Below are 23,336 nucleotides of genomic sequence, written 5' to 3' on the forward strand. Positions count from 1 at the left end.
CCTGGGCACGGCCCCCGGCCCGGTCGCCGCCCAGCCCGCCGGCGGCCGGCACCGCCAGCTGCTCTCCCTCCCCCCGGGCCGCGCCGTCGACCACCACCACTGACCCGGCGAGCCAGCAGCAGACCCCCGGGCCCCGAGCCAGCAGCAGACCCCCGGGCCCCGGCAAGCAACGCCCCCCAGCCCCCGGGCAAGCAGAAGGGCCCCGCCGCCACCGCGACGAGGCCCCTCGGCCATCCCCCACCCCTACCGACTACTTCTTCTTGCGCTTCTCCCGCACCCGCACCGAGATCGAGATCGGCGTCCCCACGAAGCCGAACTCCTCGCGCAGCCGGCGCTCGATGAAGCGCCGGTAGCCGGCCTCCAGGAAGCCCGAGGCGAACAGCACGAAGCGCGGCGGACGAGTGCCCGCCTGGGTGCCGAACAGGATGCGCGGCTGCTTGCCGCCGCGGATCGGGTGCGGGTGGGCGGCCACGAGCTCGCCGAGGAAGGCGTTCAGGCGCGCGGTCGGGATGCGGGTCTCCCAGCCCTCCAGCGCGGTCTCGATCGCCGGGACGAGCTTCTCCATGTGCCGGCCGGTCTTGGCCGAGACGTTGACGCGCGGGGCCCACTGCACCTGGACGAGGTCGCGCTCGATCTCGCGCTCCAGGTAGTAGCGGCGCTCCTCGTCGAGCTGGTCCCACTTGTTGTAGGCGATGACGACGGCGCGCCCGGCCTCGACGGCCATCGAGATGATCCGGGTGTCCTGCTCGGCCAGGGTCTCGCTGGCGTCGATCAGGACGACCGCGACCTCGGCCTTCTCCAGCGCGGCGGAGGTGCGCAGCGAGGCGTAGAAGTCGGCGCCGGCGGTCAGGTGGACGCGACGGCGGATACCGGCGGTGTCGACGAACTTCCAGGTCTTGCCGCCGAGTTCGATCATCTCGTCGACCGGGTCACGGGTGGTGCCGGCCAGCTCGTTGACGACGACGCGCTCCTCGCCGGCGACCTTGTTGAGCAGGCTGGACTTGCCGACGTTCGGCCGGCCGATCAGCGCGACGCGGCGCGGGCCGCCGGGGGCGGCGTCGCCGAAGGTCTGCGGCGGGGCCTCGGGCAGCGCGTCCATGACGGCGTCGAGGAGGTCGCCCGAGCCGCGGCCGTGCAGGGCGGAGACGGGGTACGGCTCGCCGAGGCCCAGCGACCACAGGTAGGCGGCCTCGGCCTCGGTGGACGGGCCGTCGACCTTGTTGGCGCACAGGACGGTCGGCTTGCCGGCCCGGCGGATGAGCTTGATCAGGGCCTCGTCGGTGTCGGTGGCGCCGACCGTGGCGTCCACGACGAACATCACCGCGTCGGCCTGCTCGATGCCCAGCTCGGCCTGGGCGGCCACCATGGCGTCGATGCCCAGGACGTCGATCTCCCAGCCGCCGGTGTCGACGACCTTGAAGCGGCGGCCGTTCCAGCTGGCCTCGTAGGTGACCCGGTCGCGGGTGACGCCCGGCTTGTCCTCGACGACGGCCTCGCGGCGGCCGATGATGCGGTTCACCAGGGTCGACTTGCCGACGTTCGGGCGGCCGACGACGGCCAGCACCGGCAGCCGGACGTGCTCCTCGCCGTCCGCGGCGTCGAAGCCGTCGACGTCGAAGCCCTCCTCGGCGGCGAGGGCCATGAACTCGGCGTAGTCTGCGGCGTCCAGCCCACCGTGGTCGGTGGCGGAGTGCTCTGCGGTCATGTTCGTCTGTTCCGTTTCCCGGCCCGGCCCTTCCCAGGGGCGCGCCGTGCGTTCCTGCCCCACCAGGGGCAGCGCGATGGTTTCCTCCGCGGCACCTCGACGGCCCGCGGTTCATTCAATGGTCAGGTGGCCGGACGATCGGATGATCGGACATCCCTCGCCCGCTCGCCCCCGGTCGTCCGTCCGGTGCGCCCCCGGTCGTCAGACCAGTTCGCCCCCGGTCGTCAGACCGACGACAGCCCGGCCCGCTCCTCCACCAGCGCGGCGATCCGGTCGATCACCTGCTCCAGCGTGAGGTCGCTGGTGTCCACCAGGACGGCGTCCGCGGCCTGCGCCAGCGGGGCCGTCTCCCGGGAGGAGTCGGCGGCGTCCCGGCGGGCGAGGTCGGCGGCCATCGCGGTGATGGTCGCCTCGTCGACGCCCTTGGCGCGCAGCTCGGCCGCCCGGCGCTCGGCCCGGGCCCGCTCGGAGGCGGTCAGGAAGACCTTGACGGTGGCGTCCGGGAACACCACCGTCCCCATGTCCCGGCCCTCGGCGACGATGCCGCGCTCGGCGACCTCGGCGCAGCCGCGCTGCAGCTCCACCAGCCGGGCCCGGACGGACGGCACCGCGGCGACGGCGCTGACCTTCGCGGTCACCTCGGGGCCGCGGATCGGGCCGGAGACGTCCTGGCCGTCCACCGTGATGGTGGGGCCGTCCGCGTCCGTGCCGGACACGATCACCGGCTTGCCGCAGGCGACGGCCACCGCCTCCGCGTCCTCGACGTCGACCTCGTTGGCCAGCATCCACCAGGTCATCGCCCGGTACATGGCGCCGGTGTCCAGGAAGCTCAGGCCCAGCCGGGCGGCGACCGCCCGCGAGACGGTCGACTTGCCGGAGCCGGAGGGTCCGTCGATGGCGACGACGACCGGGGCGTGCGCTCGGTCGGCAGTGTCCACGGCGCGAACCTCTCTCTGAGCACGGGAACCGGGCGCCTGCGCGGGCGGACGGCCGGGGATTGTCTCCCTCAAGGTTAATGGACCGCCGCCGACTCCCGATCCGGGCCGGTCACCGAGCGGCCACCCACTGACCGCCGGTCCTGCCACGAGGCCCCGCTCACGCCCCGTCCCGGAGCACCCGCAGCACCGCGTTCCCGAGCCTCGGCCGCACGAACCCGCCGTCCCGCTCGATCCCGAGCACCCCGCCGACGAAGGCCATCCGCGAGGTCCCGAGCGGCGTCTCCCACGCGAAGGGCACCTTCGAGACGTGCGAGGGGAAGGCGTTCTCGGTGAACCTGGTCCGCCCGTCCCGCCACCGGAAGTCCGTCCGCGGCTCCGGCTCCCCCGAGATCCGGGTGTGCGCGAAGAACGCGGTGAGCCAGCCGGAGACGTGGTCCCCGCCGGACTCCGACTCCCACTTGTACAGCGAGCGCCAGAAGCCCTCGTCCACCGGCCCGCCGGCCGCCGTCAGCGCGAGGGTGCGCAGCACCGGCCGCAGTGCCTCGAACCACGGCCGGAGCGGCTCGAACCACTCCGCCAGCTCGGCGACCCGCCGGGCCAGGAACGCCCAGTCCGGCCCCGTCCCCTCCAGCCGCACGCGCGGGATGCCGCAGAGCGAGACCCACCTGAACTCGTAGTACGGGCTGACCACGTCCATCAGCGCCACCAGCACCGCGGACGCGTCGTCCGGCGTGGTCGTGGAGAAGGTCGCCCGGAAGAGCCCCACCAGCTCCTCGCCGACCGCCGCCGCCAGCGGCTCCCGCACCAGCCGGATCGACCGCGCCCAGTCCGGCTCCGGCCCGAGCAGGCTGTCGTCCCGGACGGTGATCGTCTGCCGGCGCCCGGGCGTCGTGGTGAACAACCCCTCGTACAGCTCGGCGTTCAGCCGTACGTGCACCGCGACCTCGTGCACCACCGCGTACCAGAGCACGTCCGGCGACAGGCTCAGCGGCAGGTGCCCGCAGAACGCGACGTGCGCGGCGCGCAGCAGCAGGCTCCAGGTCGGCTCGTCCTCCTCCGCCGGCCGCTCCCGGGGTGCGGCGAGCAGCGTCCCGGTGCTGCGGTGGACCAGCTCGAACTCCCCGCCCACCACCGCCGCCAGGAAGGCCTCGTTGCCGACCTCCGCCAACTCCCCCGCATCGCCGGGCTCCTGGCCCTCACCGAGCGGCACGTCGACGATCCTCATGGCGCCTCCCCCCGTCGAACCCGCCTCCACCACCCCCGACCGCCCGACCGCCCGACCAACCGCCCGACCGCTCGGCCGGCCGACCGGCCGAGCGACGTCAGTCCCGCACGCTCCACCCGCCCGAGCGCAGCGCCGCCGTCAGCGGCCCGACCGCCCCGGGCGCGACCGACAGCTGCACGAACCCGACCTGCTGGCCCGTCGAGTGCTCGATGGCGACGTCCTCGATGTTGACCCCGACCGCGCCGACCTCCCCGAACAGCCGGCCCAGCTCGCCCGGCTGGTCGCCGAGCACGACCGCCACGGTCTCGTACCGGGTGGGCGGCGAGCCGTGCTTGCCCGGGATGCGGGACTGGCCGGTGTTGCCGCGCCGCATGACCGCCTCGATCCCGGCCGCGCCGGCCCGGCGCTCGCCCTCCTGGGCGGCCTCGAGGGCGCGCAGCGCGGTGACGGTCTCGCCGAGGTCGGCGGCGACCTCCTGCAGGACGTCGGCGACGGCGCCCGCGTTGGCGGACAGGATGTCGACCCACATCCCGGGGTTGGAGGCGGCGATCCGGGTGACGTCCCGGACGCCCTGGCCGGAGAGCCTTATGGCCGTCTCGTCGGCGTGCTCCAGCCGCGCGGCGACCAGCGAGGACACCAGCTGCGGCGCGTGCGAGACCAGGGCGACGGCCCGGTCGTGCTCGGCGGCGTCCATCACGATCGGCATCGCGCCGCACAGCGCGACCAGCTCCAGGGCGGCGTTGAGCGTCTCGGTGTCGGTGTCCGCGGTCGGGGTGAGCACCCAGGGGCGGCCCTCGAACAGGTCGGCGCGCGCGGCCAGCGGGCCGGAGCGCTCGCGGCCGGCCATCGGGTGGCTGCCGATGTAGCGCGTGGTGTCGCAGCCGAGCGCCACGACCTCGCTGCGCGGGCCGGCCTTCACGCTGGCCACGTCGGTGTACCAGCGGGCCAGGTTGCGGCGCTGGCAGTCGGCGAGCACCTTGCCGACCAGCGCGGGCGGGACGGCGATGATCGCCAGGTCGACGGGGCCGTCGGCCGGCTCGGTGGTGCCCGCGCCGAGCGAGGACGCGGTGCGCGCGGCGTCCGGGTCGGCGTCCTCCAGGTGGACGGTCAGCCCGCGTTCCGCCAGCGCGAGCCCGGCGGAGGTGCCGATCAGTCCGGTGCCGACGACGACTGCTGTGCGCATGGCGGGTCGCTCTCCTCATCAGGCCGCAACAGGTTCCCGGCGGGCGACAGGAGCCGACCGAGGTCTTCCGGGCCCCATCCTCTCGCATCCGCCCCACCCCGACGTCGACCCCCCACGCCCACGCCCACACCGCCACGCCACCGTGCCGCCGCGCCGCCGTACCCGGCAACCACCGCGCCCCCGCCCCCGTCCCACACAGTGCGGACGCCACGGCGCACACGCCGCGCCCGGGAAATCCGGCGACGCCCGCCCCGGAGCGGGGCACACTGGCCGCCCGGGGACGGCGCGCGGCGGCACGCGGGGCACGGCGCACGGACCGCCGCCCGGCGGCGACGCGAACGAGCGAGGCCAACGAGAGGGGTTGCGCATGGATGATCAGGTGGACGACCAGGTGGACGGCCAGGTGGACGGCCGGATGAACGACCAGCGGAGCGGCGAGGCCGCGCCGCCGGAGGTGCCGGCCCACCCGTCCGTCCTGGACTCCGTCGTGGTGTACGCCGAGGGCGCGGTGTGCCGCCGCCGGGCCACCGTGCCCGTCCCCCCGGACGGCCGGCTGCGGCTGACCGGCCTGCCCGACTCCCTGGACGGCCGCACGCTGCGCGCCCGGGTGCTCGCCGGCCCGGCCGGCGCCGCCGTCGCCGAGGCCCGCCTGGAATTCCTCCCCGAGCTCCACGACCCCGCCGAACTCCCCCTCCTGCAGCGCCAGTTCGACGAGGCGGCCGAACGCTGCAGCGCGCTCGCCGAGCGCCGCCGACTGGTCCTGACCGCGATCGACGAGACCACCGCGCTGCGCGCCGTCCCCCCGCAGCGCCGGGCGGACGAGCCGCTGCGCCGCACTCCCGCCGAGGCCTGGCTGGAGCTGGCCGACTTCGTCGACGAACGGCTGGCCGGGCTCCAGCAGCGCGCCGAGGAGCTCACCCGCGAGGGCGAACTCGCCGAGCACGAGCGCCGGTTGGCCGCCGACCGGCTGGAGCGCGCCTCCACCGCCGGACGCACCCCGGCAGTCGGCACGGACGCCACCGTGCTGATCTCCCTCACCGGCACCAGCCCCACCACGCCCGCCGCCCCCACCACGCCCGCCGAAACCCTGGAGCTGGAGCTGGAGTACGGCGTCCCGGCCGCCCGCTGGGTGCCCGCCTACCGGCTCAGCTACCGCACCGGCGACGACTCCGCCCGCCTGGTCCTGCGCGCCTGCCTCGCCCAGCAGACCGGCGAGGACTGGACGGGCGTCCGCCTGGCCCTGTCCACCGCGGACCTCGACCGCCGCACCGACCTGCCCAGGCTCAACTCGCTGCGGATCGGCCGCAGCCAGCCCGCCCCGCCGCCCTCCGGCTGGCGCGAGCCCCCGGCCGGCCTGTCCGACCTCTTCGCCGGGTACGAGGCCGGGGCCCGCCGTGCCCGGAGCCGCCACCCGGTGCGCGCGGGCGCGGGCCCCAGCGGCCCCAGCGGCCCCCGCCCGGCCGTCCTGGGCGGCGCCCGCCCGATGGCCCGGGGCGGCTCCCTGGCCGCCGACGAACCGCAACAGCCACCTCTGACGCCGCACGCCACGCCCCCGGCCCCCCAGGCGTACGGCTACGGCTACCCGCTGCAGGCCGACGCCCTCGCCCCGGAGCCCGTCGCCCCGGCCGCGTTCGCCGGCCCCCCGCCCGCCGCCTCGCTGCCCCCGGCCCCGAGCGCACCCACCGCACCCGGCGCCCCCGGCGCCCCCGCCCCCGGCGCCCCGGCCTACGGCGCCGCGCCGGAGGCCCGCCGCTCGCACCGCCGCGACAGCCACCCCGCCCCGCCCCCGCCGCCCGGCCTCGCCCCGGGCGCCCTGCTGCTCGACTACCCCGACCTCGTCCTGGCCGGTCCCGACGCGCCGCACGCCGAGCGCGGCACCCTGCGCCCCCGGCCCGACCGGCTCGCCCACGAGGAGCAACACCGGCTGACCCCCGGCGGCAGCGGCGGCGAGCACGTCCGCCACCTCGCCCTCCCCCGGCACGCCGTCCCGCCCCGCGAGTCGGCCGGCTCCTTCGACCACCGCTTCGACGCCGCCGCCCCCGCCGACATCCCGTCCGACGGCACCTGGCACACCGTCACCGTGGACGAGATCCGGCTCGCCGCCACCCCGGAGTACGTCACCGTCCCCGCCGTCGAGGAGAAGGTGTACGCGACGCTGGTGCTCGCCAACCGCACCGACCGCGCCGTCCTGGCGGGCCCGGTGGAGCTCACCGTGGACGACGAGTACCTGCTGACCGCCGCCCTGCCCACCCTCGCCCCCGGCGAGCTGCGCGTCCTGGGCGCCGGCGTCGCCGAGGGCGTCGAGGTGGCGCGCCGCACCGAGCTGCGCGAGTCCGCCACCGGCATGCTGAAGGGCAACAGCACCGTGCTCGACCACCGGGTGCACGTCCAGGTCGCCAACCGGCTCGGCCGCACCGTCACCGTGGAGGTCCGCGAGCGCGTGCCGGTCACCTCCGACGCCGAGATCCGGATCGAGGAGCGGGCCGACTGGCACGCCCCCGCCGTGTCCACCCGCGAGTGCCCGCCCAGCACCCGGCTCTGGCGGGTGGAACTGCCGCCGGGCGGCCGCGTGGAGCTGGACGGCGGCTACCAGATCAAGATCCCGGCCGGAAAGGCCATCGCCGGCGGAAACCGGAGGAACTGAGAGATGACCGGAGCCACCACCCCCCTCCCCGTCACCGCCGTCACCTGTCTGGAGGACCGCGGCCAGGTCGAGCGCACGACCACGGTCGAACTCACCGCGGGCGTCCAGCGGTTGCGTTTCGGCCCGGTCACCGCGCTGGCCGTCGACCACACCCTGCGGGCCGAGACCGCGGCGCCCGGCACCCGGGTGCTGGAGGCCCGGCTGGTGCGCAGCTGGACGCCGCGCGCCCCGCTGCCGCCCGGCCCGGAGGACTCGGCGCTGCGCCGCCGCCTGCACGAGCTGGAGGCGGCCTACCGGCTGGCCGACCAGGCCCGCGCCCGGTTGGACGCCCGGCTGGCCCTGCTCGCCCAGCTCAGCGCCGACCTGCTGCGCGAGATCGGCGAGGGCGCGGGCGTCGGCGAGATCGAACGCACGCGCTGGGCACGCGAGTTGGAGCGCGTGGACGCCGAGCGCGAGCGGCACGGCGAGGAACTGCGCGCCACCCACTCCCGGCTGCGCCGGCTGGACCAGGAGCGCTCGCAGACGCTGACCGCCCTCGACCTGGCCGAGGAGGAGCCGGCCGAGCTGGTCGCCCACCTGGAGCTGACGGTCGAGGCGGACGCACCCGGCCCGGTCGAGCTGACCGTCGCCCACCTGGTGCCCTGCGCACTGTGGCGCCCCTCCTACCGCGCCACCCTGCACAGCGGCGCCGAGGGTGCCACCGTGCACCTGGAGTCCGAGGCGGTGGTCTGGCAGCGCACCGGCGAGGACTGGGCGAACGTCCGCCTCACCTTCTCCACCGCCCGCTCGGCCCTCGCCACCGACCCGCCCACCCTCGTCGAGGACGTGCTGACGCTGCGCGAGCGCACCGACGAGGAGCGCCGCAAGGTCGAGGTGGAGCTGCGCGAGGAGGCGGTGAGCACGCTCGGCCCGGCCGAGGACGTCCCGGGCGTGGACGACGGCGGCGAGGTGCGGGTGCTGCCCGCGCCCGCCCCGGCCACCGTCCCCGCGGACGGCCGGGCGCACCGGGTGCCGCTGGGCGGCTTCACCGCCCCGGCGAGCAGCGAGTACGCCTGCGCGCCGGAGCTGTCCCCGCTGGTCACCCAGGTGGTCCGGTTCCGCAACGCGGCCGGGCACCCGCTGCTGGCCGGCCCGGTCGAGCTGGTCCGCGGCAGCGGCTTCACCGGCCGCGGCGAGCTGCCGTTCACCGCCGCCGGCGCCGAGGCGGAGCTGTCCTTCGGCAGCTCCGACGACTACCGGGTGGTCCGCGAGGCCGAGGAGCGCCGGGCCGCCGCCGCGCTGTCCGGGCGGCAGACCACCACCCGCACCGTCCGGCTGCACCTGTCCCGCTTCTCCGGCCCGGAGGAGCGCGACGAGCGGGTCGTAGCGGTCCGCGAGCGGGTGCCGGTCTCCGAGGTGTCGGCGGTGGAGGTCCGGCTGCGCAAGGAGGAGTGCGCGCCCGCGCCGGACGCCTTCGACGCCGAGGGCATCGTCCGCTGGGACGTCCCGCTCGGCCCGGGCGCCCACCGCACGCTCACCCTGGTGTACGAGGTCTCCGCCGCCGCCAAGGTGGCCGGGCTGTGACGACGTCCGCGCCCTCGTGACGACCGCTCAGGAGTGAAAGGGGTACAAAAGGAACATGATCCTCCACCTCACCCCCCTGGACGACTGGCTGGCCGACCCCGGCCGCCCGTACGCCGCCGCGTCGCTGCTCACCGACGGGTTCATCCACTGCTCGGCGGACGAGCAGACGGCACTCGCGGTGGCCAACGCCTTCTTCGCCGACACCCCGGACCCGCTGATGGTGCTGCTGATCGAGGAAGCACTGGTGGAGCCGATGGTGAAGTGGGAGGCGCCGCACGGCGCCCCACCGCCCGGGGCCACCCCCGACGTCCTGTTCCCGCACATCTACGGCCGGCTGAACCGCTCCGCCGTGGTCGGCCTGGAGAAGGTCGAGCGCGGCCCGGACGGCCGCTGGGCCTCGCTCAGCCCCTGGAGCTGACCGGAGCCCTAAAGCTGACCGGAGCCCCTGGAGCCGACCGGCCCCGCGCTCACAGCCACCCCCGCTCCCGGGCCGCCATCCCGGCCTGGAAGCGGGTGGTGGCGCCCAGCGAGCGCATCAGGCTCTGCAGCCGCCGCTGGGTGGTGCGGGCGCTCCAGCCCAGCGAGCGGGCGATCGACTCGTCGGTGAGGCCGGCCGCGAGCAGGCCGAGCAGCTTGCGGTGGTCGGCCTCCGGCTCCAGCGAGGCCTCCCCGGTGCCGATCGCGGCCTGCAGCTGGACGGCCCGCTCCCACTCCGCCTCGAACAGCGTGTCCAGCGCCTGCAGCAGCGCGGAGGGGTGGATCACGTACGCGGCGTCCAGCACGCTGTCGCCGACGCTGATCGGGATGATCGCCATCCGGTCGTCCGACATGATCATCTTCATCGGCAGGGTCGGCCGCACCCGGGCCTCCTCGCCGTCCGCGACGCCGACCAGGATGTTCCGCTCCAGCCGGCCGGGCCAGGCCACCGCCTCCCGGTCGTAGACGGTCCGCACCTTCAGCCCCTCGCGCAGCCGCCGCCGCTGCAGCGGCATCGGCGCCACCGGGTCCTGGATGTACGGCGGCCGGTCGAAGCCGCGCACCTGGTACTGGCTGGTCTCGACCATGTGCTCCAGCCGCTGGGCGATCGCCTCGCCGCCGGTCAGCACCTCCACCGAGTGCGCCGGGTCGGTGTAGCGCGAGGCCTCCCGGAAGGCGTCCATCAGCCGGTGCATCTCGGCCCGGGCCTGCCGCAGCTCGGACTCCCGGTGGCCGATCAGGGTGCCGATCGCGACGTCGGGGGCGACGGGCAGGTAGCGCTGGCGGTCCACCGGCGCGCGGGTGGCCATGCCCTGCTGCGCCAGCCGGTCCAGCGCGCGCACGCTCTGCTGGAGCGTCAGGCCGCAGTCGGCCGCCAGCTCCTCCGCGGTGGACTGCGGACTGGCCACCAGCGCCGCGTAGACCTGCCCGTCCGGCTCGGCCAGTCCCAGTGCGCTGAGCGGTGCATCGGACACGACGCCGTCTCCCCCTGTTCGCCCCTGATCGCCCCCACCGACGACGGCGCTGGCGCAACCCCGCCACGCGGCCCGGTGGCGGCCCGGTGGCCATCCTCTGCCACGGATCACCCGCTGACAAGGCCGTGACCAGCGGTTGCGTCCCGGCTCACACACGACACGGAGGGCCCCCCGCCACCACGGGCGGGGAGCCCTCCGAGGAAATCCGGGTGAACCGGCGGCCTACAGACCGACCTCGCGCATCAGCTGGCCGACCTCCGGGTTGGTCAGGCGGCGCAGCCAGCCCGACTTCTGGTCGCCGAGCGCGATCGGCCCGAAGTGCGTGCGCACCAGCTTCTCGACCGGGAAGCCGGCCTCGGCCAGCATCCGGCGGACGATGTGCTTGCGGCCCTCGTGCAGGGTCACCTCGACCAGGTAGTTCTTGCCGACGTTGGAGACCACCTTGAAGCTGTCGGCGCGGGCGTAGCCGTCCTCCAGCTCGATGCCCTGGGCCAGCTGCTTGCCCAGGTCGCGCGGGATCGGGCCCTGGATGGCGGCCAGGTAGGTCTTGGTCACGCCGTACCGCGGGTGGGTGAGGCGGTGGGCCAGCTCGCCGTGGTTGGTGAGCAGGATGATGCCCTCGGTCTCGGTGTCCAGGCGGCCGACGTGGAACAGCCGGGTCTCCCGGTTGGTCACGTAGTCGCCCAGGCACTGGCGGCCGTCCGGGTCCTCCATGGTGGAGACCACGCCGGCCGGCTTGTTGAGCGCGAAGAACAGGTACGACTGGGTGGCGACGGTCAGGCCGTCCACCTTGATCTCGTCGTTGGCGGGGTCGACCCGCTTGCCCTGCTCGGTGACGCGCTTGCCGTTGACCTCGACGCGGCCCTGCTCGATCAGCTCCTCGCAGGCGCGACGGCTGCCCATGCCGGCCCGGGCCAGCACCTTCTGCAGGCGCTCGCCCTCAGGCTCGGCGAAGGTCTTCGGCAGCTTGACGGCCGGCTTGTCGTGCCGGGCGAGGACGGCGTCCTCGATCTTGGCCTGCAGCTCGCGCGAGCGCTGCGGCTGGCGGCGCGGGTCGCCCGGGGCGCCCTGGCCCTCGCGGCGCGGGCGCGGGGCCGCGCCGGGGCGTCGGCCGGCGAAGCCGCCGCGGGCGGGGGTGGCGTTCGGGCCGCCGCCGTACTCGGGGCGGTCGTACTTGCGCTCCTCGGGCCGCAGCGGGCGGTCCGGGTAGCGGCGGTCGTCGCGCCGGTCGTCGCGGCGACGGTCGTCCCGCCCGTACGAGCCGGAGCCGCCGCCGTACGACCCGCCGCGCGAGCCGCCGCCGGAGCCGCCGCCGTACGAGGAGCCGCCCCGCGAGCCCGAACCCGAGCCACCGCCGTACGAACCTCCGCGCGAGCCCGAGCCGCCGCGGCCGCCGCCCCCGTAGGACGAACCGCCCCGGCCGCCCCCGCCCTGTCCGCCGCGGCCGCTGCCGCCGCCGCTGCCGTTCCTGCCGTTGCCACTGCTGCGCATCAAAGTGTCCGTACGTCGTTTTCCGTCTGGGCCGTGCGGTCGTCTCGGCCGACCTCACCGCCCCCTACCGATCGGGCCCGGCCCGATCGGCCTCGCCACTGCCGTCCGCGGCCTGCGCGGCAGCGGCGGCGACCGCCTCCGCGATCATCGTGCCCTCCAGGGACTCCGCTTCCACGTCGTCGACCTCGGGCAGGAAGGGTGCGAGTTCCGGCAGCTCGTCCAGGCCGCGGAGCCCCATCCGTTCCAGGAAGTAGTTCGTCGTCCGATACAGGATCGCACCTGTTTCGGGCTCGGATCCGGCCTCTTCCACCAGTCCTCGCTGTACCAGGGTACGCATCACGCCGTCACAGTTCACACCGCGGACGGCGGAAACCCGGGATCTGGACACCGGCTGCCGGTAGGCGACGACCGCCAGGGTCTCCAGCGCGGCCTGGGTGAGCCGGGCCTGCTGGCCGTCCAGCAGGTAGCGGTCGACGGCCGGCGCGCAGCCCTCCCGGCTGTAGAAGCGCCAGCCGCCGGCGACCAGCCGCAGGTCGAAGCCCCGGCCCTGGGCGGTGTACTCGGCGGACAGCTCGCGCAGCGCGACCGCCACCTCGGCCCGGGGGCGCTCCAGCACGCCGGCCAGCCGCTCCTCCCCGGCGGGCTCGTCGACGACCATCAGGATCGCCTCCAGCGCGGCCCGCAGCTCCCTGTCCGGGGCCTGCGGTGCGTCGGACGTCGGCGGGGTCGACTTCTGGTGCACGACCCGGGCCTGCGCCGCGGCGTCCTCGCCGGGAACCGGCTCCGGCAGCAGCTCGAAGACCGGCTCCAGCCACTCGCCGTCCCGCGGCTGCCCGGGCAGCCCGAGCGGGCGCCGCACCGGCCGCCCGCCGCCGTCGCCGCCGTGGGCCCCGCTCGTGCCGCTCATCCGCGCCCGTCCTCCTCGTCCTTCCCGGCCCCGCCCGCCGGGCGGTCGAACTCGTCCGTCACCTCGACCGGCCCCCGGCCCGGCTCGGCGACCCAGCGCACCCGCAGCTCGCCGAGCGCCTCCGGCTGGGCGAAGTCGAGCGCCTTCTCCCGGTACAGCTCCAGCAGCGCCAGGAAGCGGGCGACCACCACCAGGGTGTCCGGCGCGTCCGCCACCAGCTGCTGGAAGGTGGCCTCGCCCAGCTCGGTGAGCAGCCGCACCACCAGCCCGGCCTGCTCACGGACGCTGACCGGCGGGCTGTGGATGTGGTCCACGTACACCACCGGCTTCGGCTTCGGCTCCATCGCCTTGGCCGCGAGCTCGGCCAGCCGCTGCGGCCCGATGGTGAGGACGACCTCGGGCAGCAGCGCGGCGTGCCGGGGCTCCAGGGCCGCGGAGCGCGGCCGGCGCAGCAGCTCGGCGGCCCAGCGCTCGCCGAACAGCGCCGCGGCCCGCTTGTAGGCCCGGTACTGCAGCAATCGGGCGAACAGCAGGTCGCGGGCTTCCAGCAGGGCGAGGTCCGCCTCGTCCTCGACCTCGGCGACGGGCAGCAGCCGGGCGGCCTTGAGGTCGAGCAGGGTGGCGGCGACGACCAGGAACTCGGTGGCGGCGTCCAGGTCCCAGTCCGGGCCCATCGCCCGGATGTGCGCCATGAAGTCGTCCGTCACGGTGGCCAGCGCCACCTCGGTGACGTCCAGCTTGTGCTTGGCGATCAGGCTCAGCAGCAGGTCGAAGGGGCCTTCGAAGTTGTCCAGCCGCACCCGGAAGCCGCCCCGCGACGGGTCCTCGGTCGCGTTCGCGGTGCTGGCGGCTGGTTCGGTGGTGCTCGGCATGGCGGTCCATCTTCACCCGGGCCGGTCACCGGCCCCGCCCCGGGGCCGCCGACACGCCGCCCGGCCGGCACCCTACCGACGCCCGACCGACGCGCTGCCGCGCCCGGCGCGTCAGCGCCCGCGCAGCCGCCGGACCAGGATCGAGGCCTCTCCGCGCTGCTCCAGGTCCGCCAGGACGACCGCGATGGCCTCCCGGACGATCCGCCCGCGGTCGACGGCCAGGCCGTGCTCGCCGCGCAGGACCAGCCGGGCGTGCTCGAGGTCCATCAGTTCCTCGGCGGACACGTACACGGTGATCTTCTCGTCGTGCCGCTCGCGCCCGCTCGGGCGGCGCGGCGCGCGGCCGCGCGGGCGGGCGCGCCCGGCCGCGGCGGGCTGTTCCTCGGCCCCGCCGGGGTGCTGGCGGGCACCCTGGCCCCCGGCGGCCGCCGTGGCGGGCCGCTGCGCGGGCGCCGGCACCCCGGCGGCCTGCTGCTGCTCGGAGGGCTGCTGACGGTCGTCCTGGGGCCCCTGGGCGCCCGGGACGGCCCCGGCGCCCTCGGCGCCGTCCGTGCCGTTGACGGTCCGCGCGGTCTCCGGTCTGGATGCCTCGGCGGCCGGACGCGGCGCGAGGGACGGCGACAGCGCCATCCCGCCGGTGGTCCGGAACAGCTCGTCGGCACCCGGGAGACTCACTCGGCGGGGCGGCACCGGTCGAGCACCTCCCTGGCGAGCTGGCGGTAGGCGGCGGCGCCGACCGAGTTGGTGGCGTACGTGGTGATGGGCTCGCCGGCGACGGTGGTCTCCGGGAAGCGCACGGTCCGGCCGATGACGGTGTGGAAGACGTGCTCGCCGAACGCCTCGACGACGCGCGCCAGCACCTCGCGGCTGTGCACGGTGCGCGAGTCGTACATGGTCGCGAGGATGCCGTCCAGGCGCAGGTCGGGGTTGAGCCGCTCGCAGACCTTCTCGATCGTCTCGGTCAGCAGCGCGACGCCGCGCAGCGCGAAGAACTCGCACTCCAGCGGCACGATCACGCTGTGAGCGGCCGTCAGCGCATTGACCGTCAGCAGGCCCAGCGAGGGCTGGCAGTCGATGATGACGTAGTCGTAGTCGGGCAGCAGCGGCTTCAGGGCGCGCGCCAGCGCGGACTCCCGGGCCACCTCGCTGACCAGCTGCACCTCGGCGGCGGAGAGGTCGATGTTGGACGGCAGCAGGTCCATGCCCGGCACGGCCGTCTTGAGCAACACCTCGTCGGCCGTCAGGCCCCGCTCCATGAGCAGGTTGTAGACGGTGACGTCCAGCTCCATCGGGTTGACGCCCAGTCCGACCGAGAGCGCGCCCTGCGGGTCGAAGTCGACGAGCAGCACCCGGCGGCCGTACTCGGCCAGCGCCGCGCCCAGGTTGATGGTCGACGTGGTCTTGCCGACGCCGCCCTTCTGGTTGCACATGGCGATGATCTGGGCGGGGCCGTGCTCGGCGACCGGCGCGGGGATCGGGAAGTACGGCTGCGGACGGCCGGTGGGGCCGATCCGCTCGCGGCGCTGGCGCGCGGCGTCCGGGGCCAGCGTGGCGGCGTACTCCGGGTCGGGCTCGTACTCGGCGTCCGGGTCGTCGTAGGCGCCGTAGGCGAACTCGCCGTAGGCCAGGCCGTAGGCCGCCAAGTCGGCGTCGTGATCGGTCACCGTGGTCACCTGTGCTGTGTTCTGGCGTGCTTCGAAGGTACGGAGTGCGACCGAGCCGACCTCGGCCGAGCCCACGGAGGGCTGCCGGGCCCCGGGCTCCTCACTCGGCTGGCCGGCGGTGAGCTCCGCCAGTCCTGGCTGACCACCCCCGGGAGCAATTGTCGACTCATTCACAAGTCGTCTTACCTCCTTGGGCGTCCCGGACTCTATGTCGATTCGTCAGCGTGGCAGCATGCCGACGGTTTGCGACTCTAGGCCGTTTCAGGCGTTCGCAGCAACACAATCCACGGTAGAGGGCCGGATGTGTCGACTCTCGGGCGGGCTGCTGTCAAGGGATGAGCGGGTCACGGAGGCCGACGTTTCCGCACGCGGGTGCGGTCGGGTGACACGACCGACCGAAATTGACGACAGAGCGACCCGCCCGGGCTGCCCGCCGCGCACGGGCGCGGCGAAGCCCCCGATCCGAGGGGATCGGATCGGGGGCGAACGACCGCCGTGCGGTCAGGGTGTTCAGGCGAGCACGCTCTCCAGCGTGACCGACTCCAGGCCGAAGGCCTCGGCGACGGCCGGGAAGGTGATCTGGCCCTCGTGCACGTTCAGGCCCTTGGCGAGCGCGGCGTCGCGGCGCAGCGCCTCCTTCCACCCGCGGTTGGCCAGCTCGACGACGTACGGCAGCGTCGCGTTGGTCAGCGCGTAGGTGGAGGTGTTCGGGACGGCGCCCGGCATGTTCGCCACGCAGTAGAACACGGAGTTGTGGACCTGGAAGGTCGGCTCGGCGTGCGTGGTCGGGTGCGAGTCCTCGAAGCAGCCGCCCTGGTCGATGGCGATGTCGACGAGCACGGAGCCCGGCTTCATCCGGGAGACCAGCTCGTTGGTGACCAGCTTCGGGGCCTTGGCGCCCGGGATCAGCACGGCGCCGATGACCAGGTCGGCCTCGATGACGGCCTTCTCCAGCTCGAAGGAGTTGGACATGATGGCCTTGATCTTCGTGCCGAAGATGCGGTCGGCCTCGCGCAGCTTGTTGATGTCGCGGTCGAGCAGGGTCACGTCGTAGCCCATGCCGATGGCGATGGTGGCCGCGTGCCAGCCGGAGACGCCGCCGCCGATGACGACGCACTTGGCCGGGTGGGTGCCGGGCACGCCGCCGGGCAGCACGCCGCGGCCGCCGGCCGGGCGCATCAGGTGGTAGGAGCCGACCTGCGGGGCCAGCCGGCCCGCGACCTCGGACATCGGGGCGAGCAGCGGCAGCGCGCCGTTGCCCAGCTGGACGGTCTCGTACGCGATGGCGGTGGTGCCGGAGGCGACCAGCGCGTCGGTGCCGGCCCGGTCGGCCGCCAGGTGCAGGTAGGTGAAGAGGGTCTGCCCCTTGCGCAGCCGGTGGTACTCGGAGGCGATCGGCTCCTTGACCTTCAGCAGGAGGTCGGCGGTGGCCCACACCTCGTCGGCGGTGGGGAGGATGGTGGCGCCGGCGGCCACGTACTCCTCGTTGGGGATCGAGGAGCCGACACCGGCGTTGTCCTCGATGTAGACCTCGTGCCCGTTGCGGACCAGCTCATGCACGCCGGCGGGCGTGATGGCCACGCGGTACTCGTGGTTCTTGACCTCGCGGGGGATGCCGACCTTCACGACTGAACACGTCCTCTTGCCATGGGGGACCAACCGGCGAAAACCGGTGGGCGACGCGCGCGGGGGGAAGCCTCCGGGCATGCCCGTGGCAGGGGATCGCTGCGCGACTGAGTTCGAGTGTAATGAAGCCCAGTCGGCCTGTCAGCCTTCCAAAGTGAATAAATTTTCCGGATGCATTGGCAGGTTCGTAGGCTTCCCCTACCGCTTACCCAGGCAATGCACGCCAACCGGACAACTACGACGATACTCCGGAAACACCCCTCACCACCCGCCGTCGACCCGTTCCCGCAGGTCCGCGAGGGCCGCCCCGACCGCCTCCCGGCCGCGCTCGTCGCCGAGCCGGCGCAGCACCGCGAGCGCCGCCCGGTACTCCCGGTCGGCCTCCTCGAAACGGCGCTGGGCGGTGTGCGCCTCGGCCACCCGGGCCAGCAGCCGGGCCTCCGCCGCCCGGTCGCCGAGCGACTGCCGCAGGCCGAGCGCCCGCCCGTACCAGTCGGCGGCGCGCACCGCGTCGCCGAGCGCCCGGTGGCAGCCGGCCGCGCCCTCCAGGGCCCGGGCGCACAGCGGTTCGTCCCCGACCGCACGGGCGTGCTCCAGCGCGGCCCGGTAGTGCCCGGCGGCCTGCTCCCAGCGGCCCGCCGCCACCTGGAGGTCGCCCAGGTTGAGCAGCGCGGCGGAGGCCCGGCGCGGCCGGCCGTTGCGCTCGGCGACGGTCAGCACCAGCTCGTGCAGCCGGTACAGGTCGGCGGGGGCGGCGGCGCCGGTCAGCGGCAGCGCCCGCAGCAGCGCGGTGACCAGCCGCCCGGCCGAGCCGTCCAGGTCGCCCTGGCCGATCGCGTCGGCCACCGCGCCGAGCAGCAGCTCCCGCTCGCCGAGCAGCCACTGCCGGGCGTGCGCGGCCGAGTGCAGCCGCAGCGCGGCGGGCAGCGGCTCCGGGGCGGGGCCGGAGGCCGGGTCGAGCAGGGCGCGGGCGGTGTCGGTGAGCCGGACCAGCCGCTCCAGCAGCCGGGCCCGGGCCAGCTCGGTCTCGGTGGGCCGGTCCTCCCGCTCGCGCAGCCGCACCAGCCGCGGGTAGAGCCGCCCGGGCACCCGGTAGCGCGGGGTGCCGTCCTCGGCGGGCGCCTCCTCGCCGAGCAGTTCCCGCTCGGCGAGCGCCGCCAGCGTCTCGGCCGCCTCCGGCACCGGGCAGCCGACCAGGGCGGAGGCGGTCCGCGGGTCGGCGGTCTGCGCCGGGGCGAGGGTGAGGGCGCGCAGCATCCGGGCCCGGGCGGGCGGCAGCGTGCGGTAGAGCAGGGTGAACGCGCCGATCAGCGGGTCCGTGTCGGGGACGGGCACCGGCTCGGCCGGCTCCGGCGCCGGCTTCACCCAGCCGGCCGCCCCGGCGGCCCCGGTCCCCTTCCCCTCCTTGTCCCCCTTCCCTCCCTTCTCCGCCGTCTCCCCCTTCTCCTGCCCCTTCTGCGGCTGCTCGGCGTTCACGGGCTTCTCGGCCCCGACCGGCTTCCCGGGCTTCCCGGGCTTCCCGGGCTTCCCGGCCTTGACGGCCTTCCCGTCCTTGACAGGCGTGACGGGCTTGACGGGCTTCGCCGGCGCGGACTCGACGGCCGGCTCGGCGGCGGCGGTGTCCCCCTTCACCGGCGGCGCCGACTCCTCCGCCACCGCCCGGTGCAGCTCCCGCACCGCCTCCGTCACCGCGCTCTTCGGACTGGCCCGCAGCCAGCCGGCCATCAGCCGCAGCGCGGCCGGCCGGGACGCGCAGGCCTCGGCCAGGTCGGCGCCGCCGACCGGGTCGCAGGAGATCCGGGTGCCGCCGACCAGGTCGGCCAGCAGCTCGCCGGAGGCCGGCCGGTCCAGCCCGCCGAGGATCACCGGATCGATGTCCTCGATCCCGGTGAGCGGCCCGGCCGTGGTGGCGAGCACCAGGCAGCCCGGCTCGTCGGCGAGCAGCGGCCACAGCTGCCCGGCGTCCCGGACGTCGTCCAGCACCAGCAGCACCCGCCGCCCGGCCAGCGCCGCGCGCAGCGCCACGCAGCCGGGCTCGTCCCGCCCGTCCTCGGCGGCACCGGGCAGCGGCACGGCGGCCTCCGGGTCCAGCTGCTCCAGCAGCAGCCGGGCCGCCCGGGCCGGCGGCACCCGGGAGCCGTCCGGGGCGGACAGCCGGGCGAACAGCACGCCGTCCGGGTAGTCGGCGGCGGTGGTACGGGCGAAGCGGACGGCGAGCGCCGTCCGGCCGGAGCCGGGCCGCCCGGCCAGCACCAGCACCGGGCAGCGCCCGCTGGCCGGACGGGCGGCGGCGGCCCGCAGCGCGGCGAGCTCGGAGCGCCGCCCGACGAACAGCGTCGGCCCGGCGGGCAGCCGTTCCAGTCCGGGGGCGAGCCCGGCGGGCGCGTCGGAGCCGGGGTCCATCGTCGCGGTCTTCCTCGCCACCCGTGCCACTCCCGCTGTCCTCCGGCGCTCGGCATCCGGCGCTCACCGCGCTCGGCGCGGGCCGCCCGGAACGGGCGCCCTGCCTGCGAAGCGTAGTTCGACCGGCCGATCAGCCGAGGTGCCATCCGGTCGTACGAACCGGCGAATCACCCGGGCGAATCAACGGGCCGCACGGCCCGCCCCCCGATCGGGCGCTGAAGCGGATCAGGCGGTGAACGGCCGGGCCGGCCACGGCGCGTCGGCCGGGCGCAGCCCGTCCAGGCCCGCCGGGGAGGTGAGCGCGGCGTGCACGGCCAGGGTGCCGGTGATCAGGGTGGGGTTGTGCAGCCGCCCGGCGTGGATCAGCCGGATCAGCTCCGGCACCGGCACCCAGGCGAGCTCGATCTGCAGCTCCTCGCCCTCGGCCTCGTAGCGCTCGCCCTCGGCGGCCGACAGGTCGGTGGCCAGGAACATCCGCAGCGCCTCGTCGGTGCCGCCCGGGGAGGTGTAGTAGTCGGCGAGGATCCGCCAGGTGTCGGCCTTGCAGTGCGCCTCCTCGTACAGCTCCCGCTGGGCGGCGTGCCACGGGTTCTCGCCGGGCACGTCGAGCAGGCCGGCCGGCAGCTCCCACAGCCGCTGGCGCACGGGGTGGCGGTACTGGCGCAGCACCAGGACCCGCTGCTGCTCGTCGAGGGCGAGCACCGAGACCGAGCCCGGGTGGGTCTGGTAGTCGCGGCGGGCCCAGCTGCCGTCCGGCATCCGGACCTCCTCGCTGCGCACGCCGGTGACCTTGCCCTGGAACGGCGTCCGGCTGTCGCGGACCTCCCACTCCTCGGCCGCGTCGGCGATCCCCTGGCCGCTCTGCTCGTCCATCGCACTCCCCTTTTCGTCAGTACGACACAATCTAACGCCGGACGGCGGCCCCGCGGGAATCGCGGGGCCGCCGTCCGGTGAACAGCGGGGACTGCTCGGGGCTGCTCGGGACTACTCGGCGGCCGAGGTCTTGATCTCGATGGCCGCCTTGACCAGGCCCGCGAACAGCGGGTGCGGGCGGGTCGGGCGGGACTTCAGCTCCGGGTGCGCCTGGGTGGCGACCAGGTAGGGGTGCACCTCGCGCGGGTACTCGACGTACTCGACCAGGTCGCCCTTGGGAGAGAGACCGGAGAACTGCAGGCCGGTCTTCTCCAGGTCCGCGCGGTACGCGTTGTTGACCTCGTAGCGGTGGCGGTGGCGCTCCTCGACGTACTGCTCGCCGCCGTAGACCTCGCGGACGATCGAGCCCTCGGCGAGCTTGGCCGGGTACAGGCCCAGGCGCATGGTGCCGCCCAGGTCGCCCTTGCCGTCGACGATCGCCAGCTGCTCGGCCATGGTGGAGACGACCGGGTGCTTGGCGGCGGCGTCGAACTCGGTGGAGTTGGCCTCGGGCAGGCCGGCCAGGTTGCGGGCGGCCTCGATGACCACGCACTGCAGACCCAGGCACAGGCCGAGCAGCGGGACCTTGTTCTCGCGGGCGAAGGTGATCGCGCCGACCTTGCCGTTGACGCCGCGGTCGCCGAAACCGCCGGGGATGCAGATCGCGTCGACGTCACCGAGCTGCGCCTGGGCGCCCTCGGGGGTCTCGCAGTCGTCCGAGGTGACCCACTTGATCTCGACCCGGGCGTTGTTGGCGAAGCCGCCGGCGCGCAGCGCCTCGGTCACCGACAGGTAGGCGTCCGGCAGGTCGATGTACTTGCCGACCAGGGCGACCTTGACGATGTGCTGCGGCTCGTGGACGCGGCGCAGCAGGTCGTCCCAGGTGGTCCAGTCCACGTCGCGGAACGGCAGGTCCAGGCGGCGCACCACGTAGGCGTCCAGGCCCTCGCCGTGCAGCACCTTCGGGATGTCGTAGATCGACTTGGCGTCGATGGCCGCGACCACGGCCTCCTCGTCCACGTCGCACATCAGGGAGATCTTGCGCTTGATCGCCTGCGGGACCTCGCGGTCGGCGCGCAGCACGATGGCGTCCGGCTGGATGCCGATGTTGCGCAGGGCGGCCACCGAGTGCTGGGTGGGCTTGGTCTTCAGCTCGCCCGAGGGGCCGATGTACGGCAGCAGGGAGACGTGCACGAAGAAGACGTTGTCCCGGCCGACCTCGTGGCGGACCTGGCGGACGGCCTCCAGGAACGGCAGCGACTCGATGTCGCCGACGGTGCCGCCGACCTCGGTGATCACCACGTCGACGTCCTCGGTCGCCATCCGGCGGATCCGGGACTTGATCTCGTTGGTGATGTGCGGGATGACCTGGACGGTGTCGCCCAGGTACTCGCCGCGGCGCTCCTTGGCGATGACCGTCGAGTACACCTGGCCGGTGGTGACGTTCGCCGAGCCGTGCAGGTTGGTGTCGAGGAACCGCTCGTAGTGGCCGATGTCCAGGTCGGTCTCGGCGCCGTCGTCGGTGACGAAGACCTCACCGTGCTGGAACGGGTTCATGGTGCCCGGGTCCACGTTGAGGTACGGGTCGAGCTTCTGCATCGTCACGCGCAGGCCGCGGGCCTTGAGCAGCGCGCCGAGGCTGGAGGCGGTCAGCCCCTTGCCGAGCGAAGAGGCGACACCCCCGGTGACGAAGAGGTGCTTGGTCGTCACGGCGCGGCCGTTCGCTGCCTTGCCGGAATGGGGCTGTGCCAAGAGGGGGCTCCCGTGGGTCGCGTGTCGAAGGTGACGTGGTGGGAGGCTCACGGGGTCGCCGGACGACGGGAGCCCGGTGCGGTGTGCACGGCGCTCGGGGGGTCGTCGGTTCGGCTGGTCCGGGGCGTTTGATCCCACCGGTCCACGGGATACCAGGGTAACAGTGCCTCGGCACGGTCGCCTTCCGGCCCGCCCGCCCGGCACCACCGGCGCGCGGGGGGCGCACCACCGGCGCACCACGCGCCGCACCCGTCCCACCGGTCGCACGCCGGTCGGACCGGGCCACTCCGGGGCCCCGGACGGCACGCCGTACGGGCCATGGTGCCCCCTCCCACGGGACCACCCGGAGGTGATCCTTCCGGGCCATCCTGACCGCCGGGCCCGCGATGCACGGCATTTCCGCCGAATTGCGGCGCCACACGAGGCTGCGCCCGCGTGCTTCGCCCCTTTCGTCCGTCGTAAGCTGCACGGACGCATCGCCGACAGCACGAGCACGCGGAGGGCGTGGGAGGGTCAGGCGCTCCCGGTCCCCGATGCGCGACCGGACCTCCCCGTATTCCAAGCTCCTCCCCACCCACCTCAGGGGCCTACCGAGCCCCGCGCGGACACTCCAGCAAGGCCCGCCACCACCCTCCGGCGGGCCGGACGTCCCGGGGTGGACCTCCGGCCCCGCAGACCGCTCGCTCCCCCGGATCGCCGATGCGTCCTGACCACATTGCGAACTGGAGATCCACGTGGCCGGCCGTATCGAGGACTACGCACTCATCGGGGACATGCAGACCGCTGCCCTGGTCAGCAGGGACGGGGCGGTGGACTGGCTCTGCCTCCCCCGTTTCGACTCACCGGCCGTCTTCGCCGGCCTCCTCGGCACCGATGAACACGGCTTCTGGCGGATCGGCCCGGCCGAAGCCGTCCTGAGCGACGTCCCGGCCCCCGCCCCGGCCGCCGGCGCACTCGCCGCGGCCGCCGGCCGGGTCCGCCTCGCCGACACCATCGACCT

General features: G+C 74.9%; 17 protein-coding genes and 1 pseudogene. 4 read left to right on the plus strand and 14 right to left on the minus strand.

What is annotated here, in order from left to right; genetic code table 11:
• Positions 1-250: 250 nt before the first annotated feature.
• The 4 genes from der to VM95_RS29515 form a co-directional block, all read right to left on the minus strand.
• Positions 251-1,705 (minus strand): ribosome biogenesis GTPase Der, encoded by a 1,455-nt coding sequence (gene der / locus VM95_RS29500; protein WP_045702446.1) that lies wholly within the window; start codon positions 1,703-1,705, stop codon positions 251-253.
• 224 nt (positions 1,706-1,929) lie between these two features.
• The gene (gene cmk, locus VM95_RS29505; protein WP_045702448.1) at positions 1,930-2,643 is read right to left on the minus strand and encodes a (d)CMP kinase; all 714 of its coding nucleotides are present in this window, start codon (positions 2,641-2,643) and stop codon (positions 1,930-1,932) included.
• A 157-nt stretch (positions 2,644-2,800) separates the two neighbouring features.
• A complete protein-coding gene (locus VM95_RS29510; protein WP_052707651.1) occupies positions 2,801-3,868 on the minus strand; it encodes a DUF4419 domain-containing protein in 1,068 nt (355 codons plus the stop codon).
• 97 nt (positions 3,869-3,965) lie between these two features.
• Complete coding sequence (locus VM95_RS29515) at positions 3,966-5,051, minus strand: prephenate dehydrogenase (RefSeq protein WP_045702450.1); 1,086 nt, start codon at positions 5,049-5,051, stop codon at positions 3,966-3,968.
• Positions 5,052-5,418: 367 nt separating this feature from the next.
• On the opposite strand from VM95_RS29515, the gene VM95_RS29525 reads away from it, so the two are divergent.
• Genes VM95_RS29525 through VM95_RS29535 form a run of 3 tightly spaced genes read left to right on the plus strand, consistent with a single transcriptional unit; the run spans position 5,419 to position 9,676 of the window.
• Positions 5,419-7,695, plus strand: coding sequence for a DUF4139 domain-containing protein (locus tag VM95_RS29525; RefSeq protein WP_244178994.1), 2,277 nt, complete (start codon positions 5,419-5,421; stop codon positions 7,693-7,695).
• 3 nt (positions 7,696-7,698) lie between these two features.
• Positions 7,699-9,258 carry a mucoidy inhibitor MuiA family protein gene (locus VM95_RS29530; protein WP_045702454.1) on the plus strand — a complete coding sequence of 520 codons (1,560 nt, stop codon included), beginning with the start codon at positions 7,699-7,701 and terminating at the stop codon, positions 9,256-9,258.
• 55 nt (positions 9,259-9,313) lie between these two features.
• Positions 9,314-9,676 carry a DUF952 domain-containing protein gene (locus tag VM95_RS29535; protein ID WP_045702456.1) on the plus strand — a complete coding sequence of 121 codons (363 nt, stop codon included), beginning with the start codon at positions 9,314-9,316 and terminating at the stop codon, positions 9,674-9,676.
• Positions 9,677-9,725: 49 nt separating this feature from the next.
• Here the strand turns inward: VM95_RS29535 and VM95_RS29540 are convergent, their stop codons facing one another.
• The 10 genes from VM95_RS29540 to VM95_RS29585 all read right to left on the minus strand — a co-directional run bounded on the left by VM95_RS29540 (position 9,726) and on the right by VM95_RS29585 (position 22,336).
• Positions 9,726-10,709, minus strand: a complete 984-nt coding sequence (locus VM95_RS29540) for a helix-turn-helix domain-containing protein (protein ID WP_052707652.1) — start codon at positions 10,707-10,709, stop codon at positions 9,726-9,728.
• 222 nt (positions 10,710-10,931) lie between these two features.
• Positions 10,932-12,200, minus strand: coding sequence for a pseudouridine synthase (locus tag VM95_RS29545; RefSeq protein ID WP_045702458.1), 1,269 nt, complete (start codon positions 12,198-12,200; stop codon positions 10,932-10,934).
• 64 nt (positions 12,201-12,264) lie between these two features.
• On the minus strand, positions 12,265-12,858 hold the full coding sequence (scpB, locus tag VM95_RS29550; protein ID WP_052707656.1) for an SMC-Scp complex subunit ScpB: 594 nt from the start codon (positions 12,856-12,858) through the stop codon (positions 12,265-12,267).
• 245 nt (positions 12,859-13,103) lie between these two features.
• Positions 13,104-13,979, minus strand: coding sequence for a segregation and condensation protein A (locus tag VM95_RS29555; RefSeq protein WP_063773582.1), 876 nt, complete (start codon positions 13,977-13,979; stop codon positions 13,104-13,106).
• A gap of 111 nt (positions 13,980-14,090) precedes the next feature.
• Positions 14,091-14,609, minus strand: a complete 519-nt coding sequence (locus VM95_RS29560; RefSeq protein ID WP_078860748.1) for a hypothetical protein — start codon at positions 14,607-14,609, stop codon at positions 14,091-14,093.
• 41 nt (positions 14,610-14,650) lie between these two features.
• Entirely contained in the window at positions 14,651-15,718 is a 1,068-nt protein-coding gene (locus VM95_RS29565) for a ParA family protein (RefSeq protein ID WP_208615551.1), read from the minus strand.
• Positions 15,719-16,153: 435 nt separating this feature from the next.
• Entirely contained in the window at positions 16,154-17,269 is a 1,116-nt protein-coding gene (ald, locus tag VM95_RS29570; protein WP_045702462.1) for an alanine dehydrogenase, read from the minus strand.
• Positions 17,270-17,530: 261 nt separating this feature from the next.
• Positions 17,531-19,693, minus strand: coding sequence for a tetratricopeptide repeat protein (locus VM95_RS29575; protein ID WP_157882238.1), 2,163 nt, complete (start codon positions 19,691-19,693; stop codon positions 17,531-17,533).
• Between the two features lie 204 nt (positions 19,694-19,897).
• Positions 19,898-20,545 carry an NUDIX domain-containing protein gene (locus VM95_RS29580; RefSeq protein WP_045702464.1) on the minus strand — a complete coding sequence of 216 codons (648 nt, stop codon included), beginning with the start codon at positions 20,543-20,545 and terminating at the stop codon, positions 19,898-19,900.
• Between the two features lie 111 nt (positions 20,546-20,656).
• Positions 20,657-22,336: a CTP synthase gene (locus VM95_RS29585; RefSeq protein ID WP_045702467.1), complete on the minus strand. Its 1,680-nt coding sequence runs from the start codon at positions 22,334-22,336 to the stop codon at positions 20,657-20,659.
• Positions 22,337-23,070: 734 nt separating this feature from the next.
• Here VM95_RS29585 and VM95_RS45710 point away from each other — a divergent pair.
• A pseudogene (locus VM95_RS45710) lies at positions 23,071-23,268 on the plus strand (trehalase-like domain-containing protein); the annotation flags it as partial.
• Positions 23,269-23,336 lie beyond the last annotated feature (68 nt).

Origin of the sequence: Streptomyces rubellomurinus, assembly GCF_000961885.1 — a bacterium.
Lineage (GTDB): Bacteria > Actinomycetota > Actinomycetes > Streptomycetales > Streptomycetaceae > Kitasatospora > Kitasatospora rubellomurina.

What these genes read in the sequence shown, in the direction of transcription:
- der (WP_045702446.1), bottom strand. Translation starts at nt 1,705, where the DNA reads ATGACCGCAGAGCACTCCGCCACCGACCACGGTGGGCTGGACGCCGCA.
- scpB (WP_052707656.1), bottom strand. Translation starts at nt 12,858, where the DNA reads ATGGTCGTCGACGAGCCCGCCGGGGAGGAGCGGCTGGCCGGCGTGCTG.
- VM95_RS29545 (WP_045702458.1), bottom strand. Translation starts at nt 12,200, where the DNA reads ATGCGCAGCAGTGGCAACGGCAGGAACGGCAGCGGCGGCGGCAGCGGC.
- VM95_RS29555 (WP_063773582.1), bottom strand. Translation starts at nt 13,979, where the DNA reads ATGCCGAGCACCACCGAACCAGCCGCCAGCACCGCGAACGCGACCGAG.
- VM95_RS29580 (WP_045702464.1), bottom strand. Translation starts at nt 20,545, where the DNA reads ATGGACGAGCAGAGCGGCCAGGGGATCGCCGACGCGGCCGAGGAGTGG.
- VM95_RS29535 (WP_045702456.1), top strand. Translation starts at nt 9,314, where the DNA reads ATGATCCTCCACCTCACCCCCCTGGACGACTGGCTGGCCGACCCCGGC.
- VM95_RS29510 (WP_052707651.1), bottom strand. Translation starts at nt 3,868, where the DNA reads ATGAGGATCGTCGACGTGCCGCTCGGTGAGGGCCAGGAGCCCGGCGAT.
- VM95_RS29515 (WP_045702450.1), bottom strand. Translation starts at nt 5,051, where the DNA reads ATGCGCACAGCAGTCGTCGTCGGCACCGGACTGATCGGCACCTCCGCC.
- VM95_RS29530 (WP_045702454.1), top strand. Translation starts at nt 7,699, where the DNA reads ATGACCGGAGCCACCACCCCCCTCCCCGTCACCGCCGTCACCTGTCTG.
- VM95_RS29525 (WP_244178994.1), top strand. Translation starts at nt 5,419, where the DNA reads ATGGATGATCAGGTGGACGACCAGGTGGACGGCCAGGTGGACGGCCGG.
- VM95_RS29560 (WP_078860748.1), bottom strand. Translation starts at nt 14,609, where the DNA reads ATGGCGCTGTCGCCGTCCCTCGCGCCGCGTCCGGCCGCCGAGGCATCC.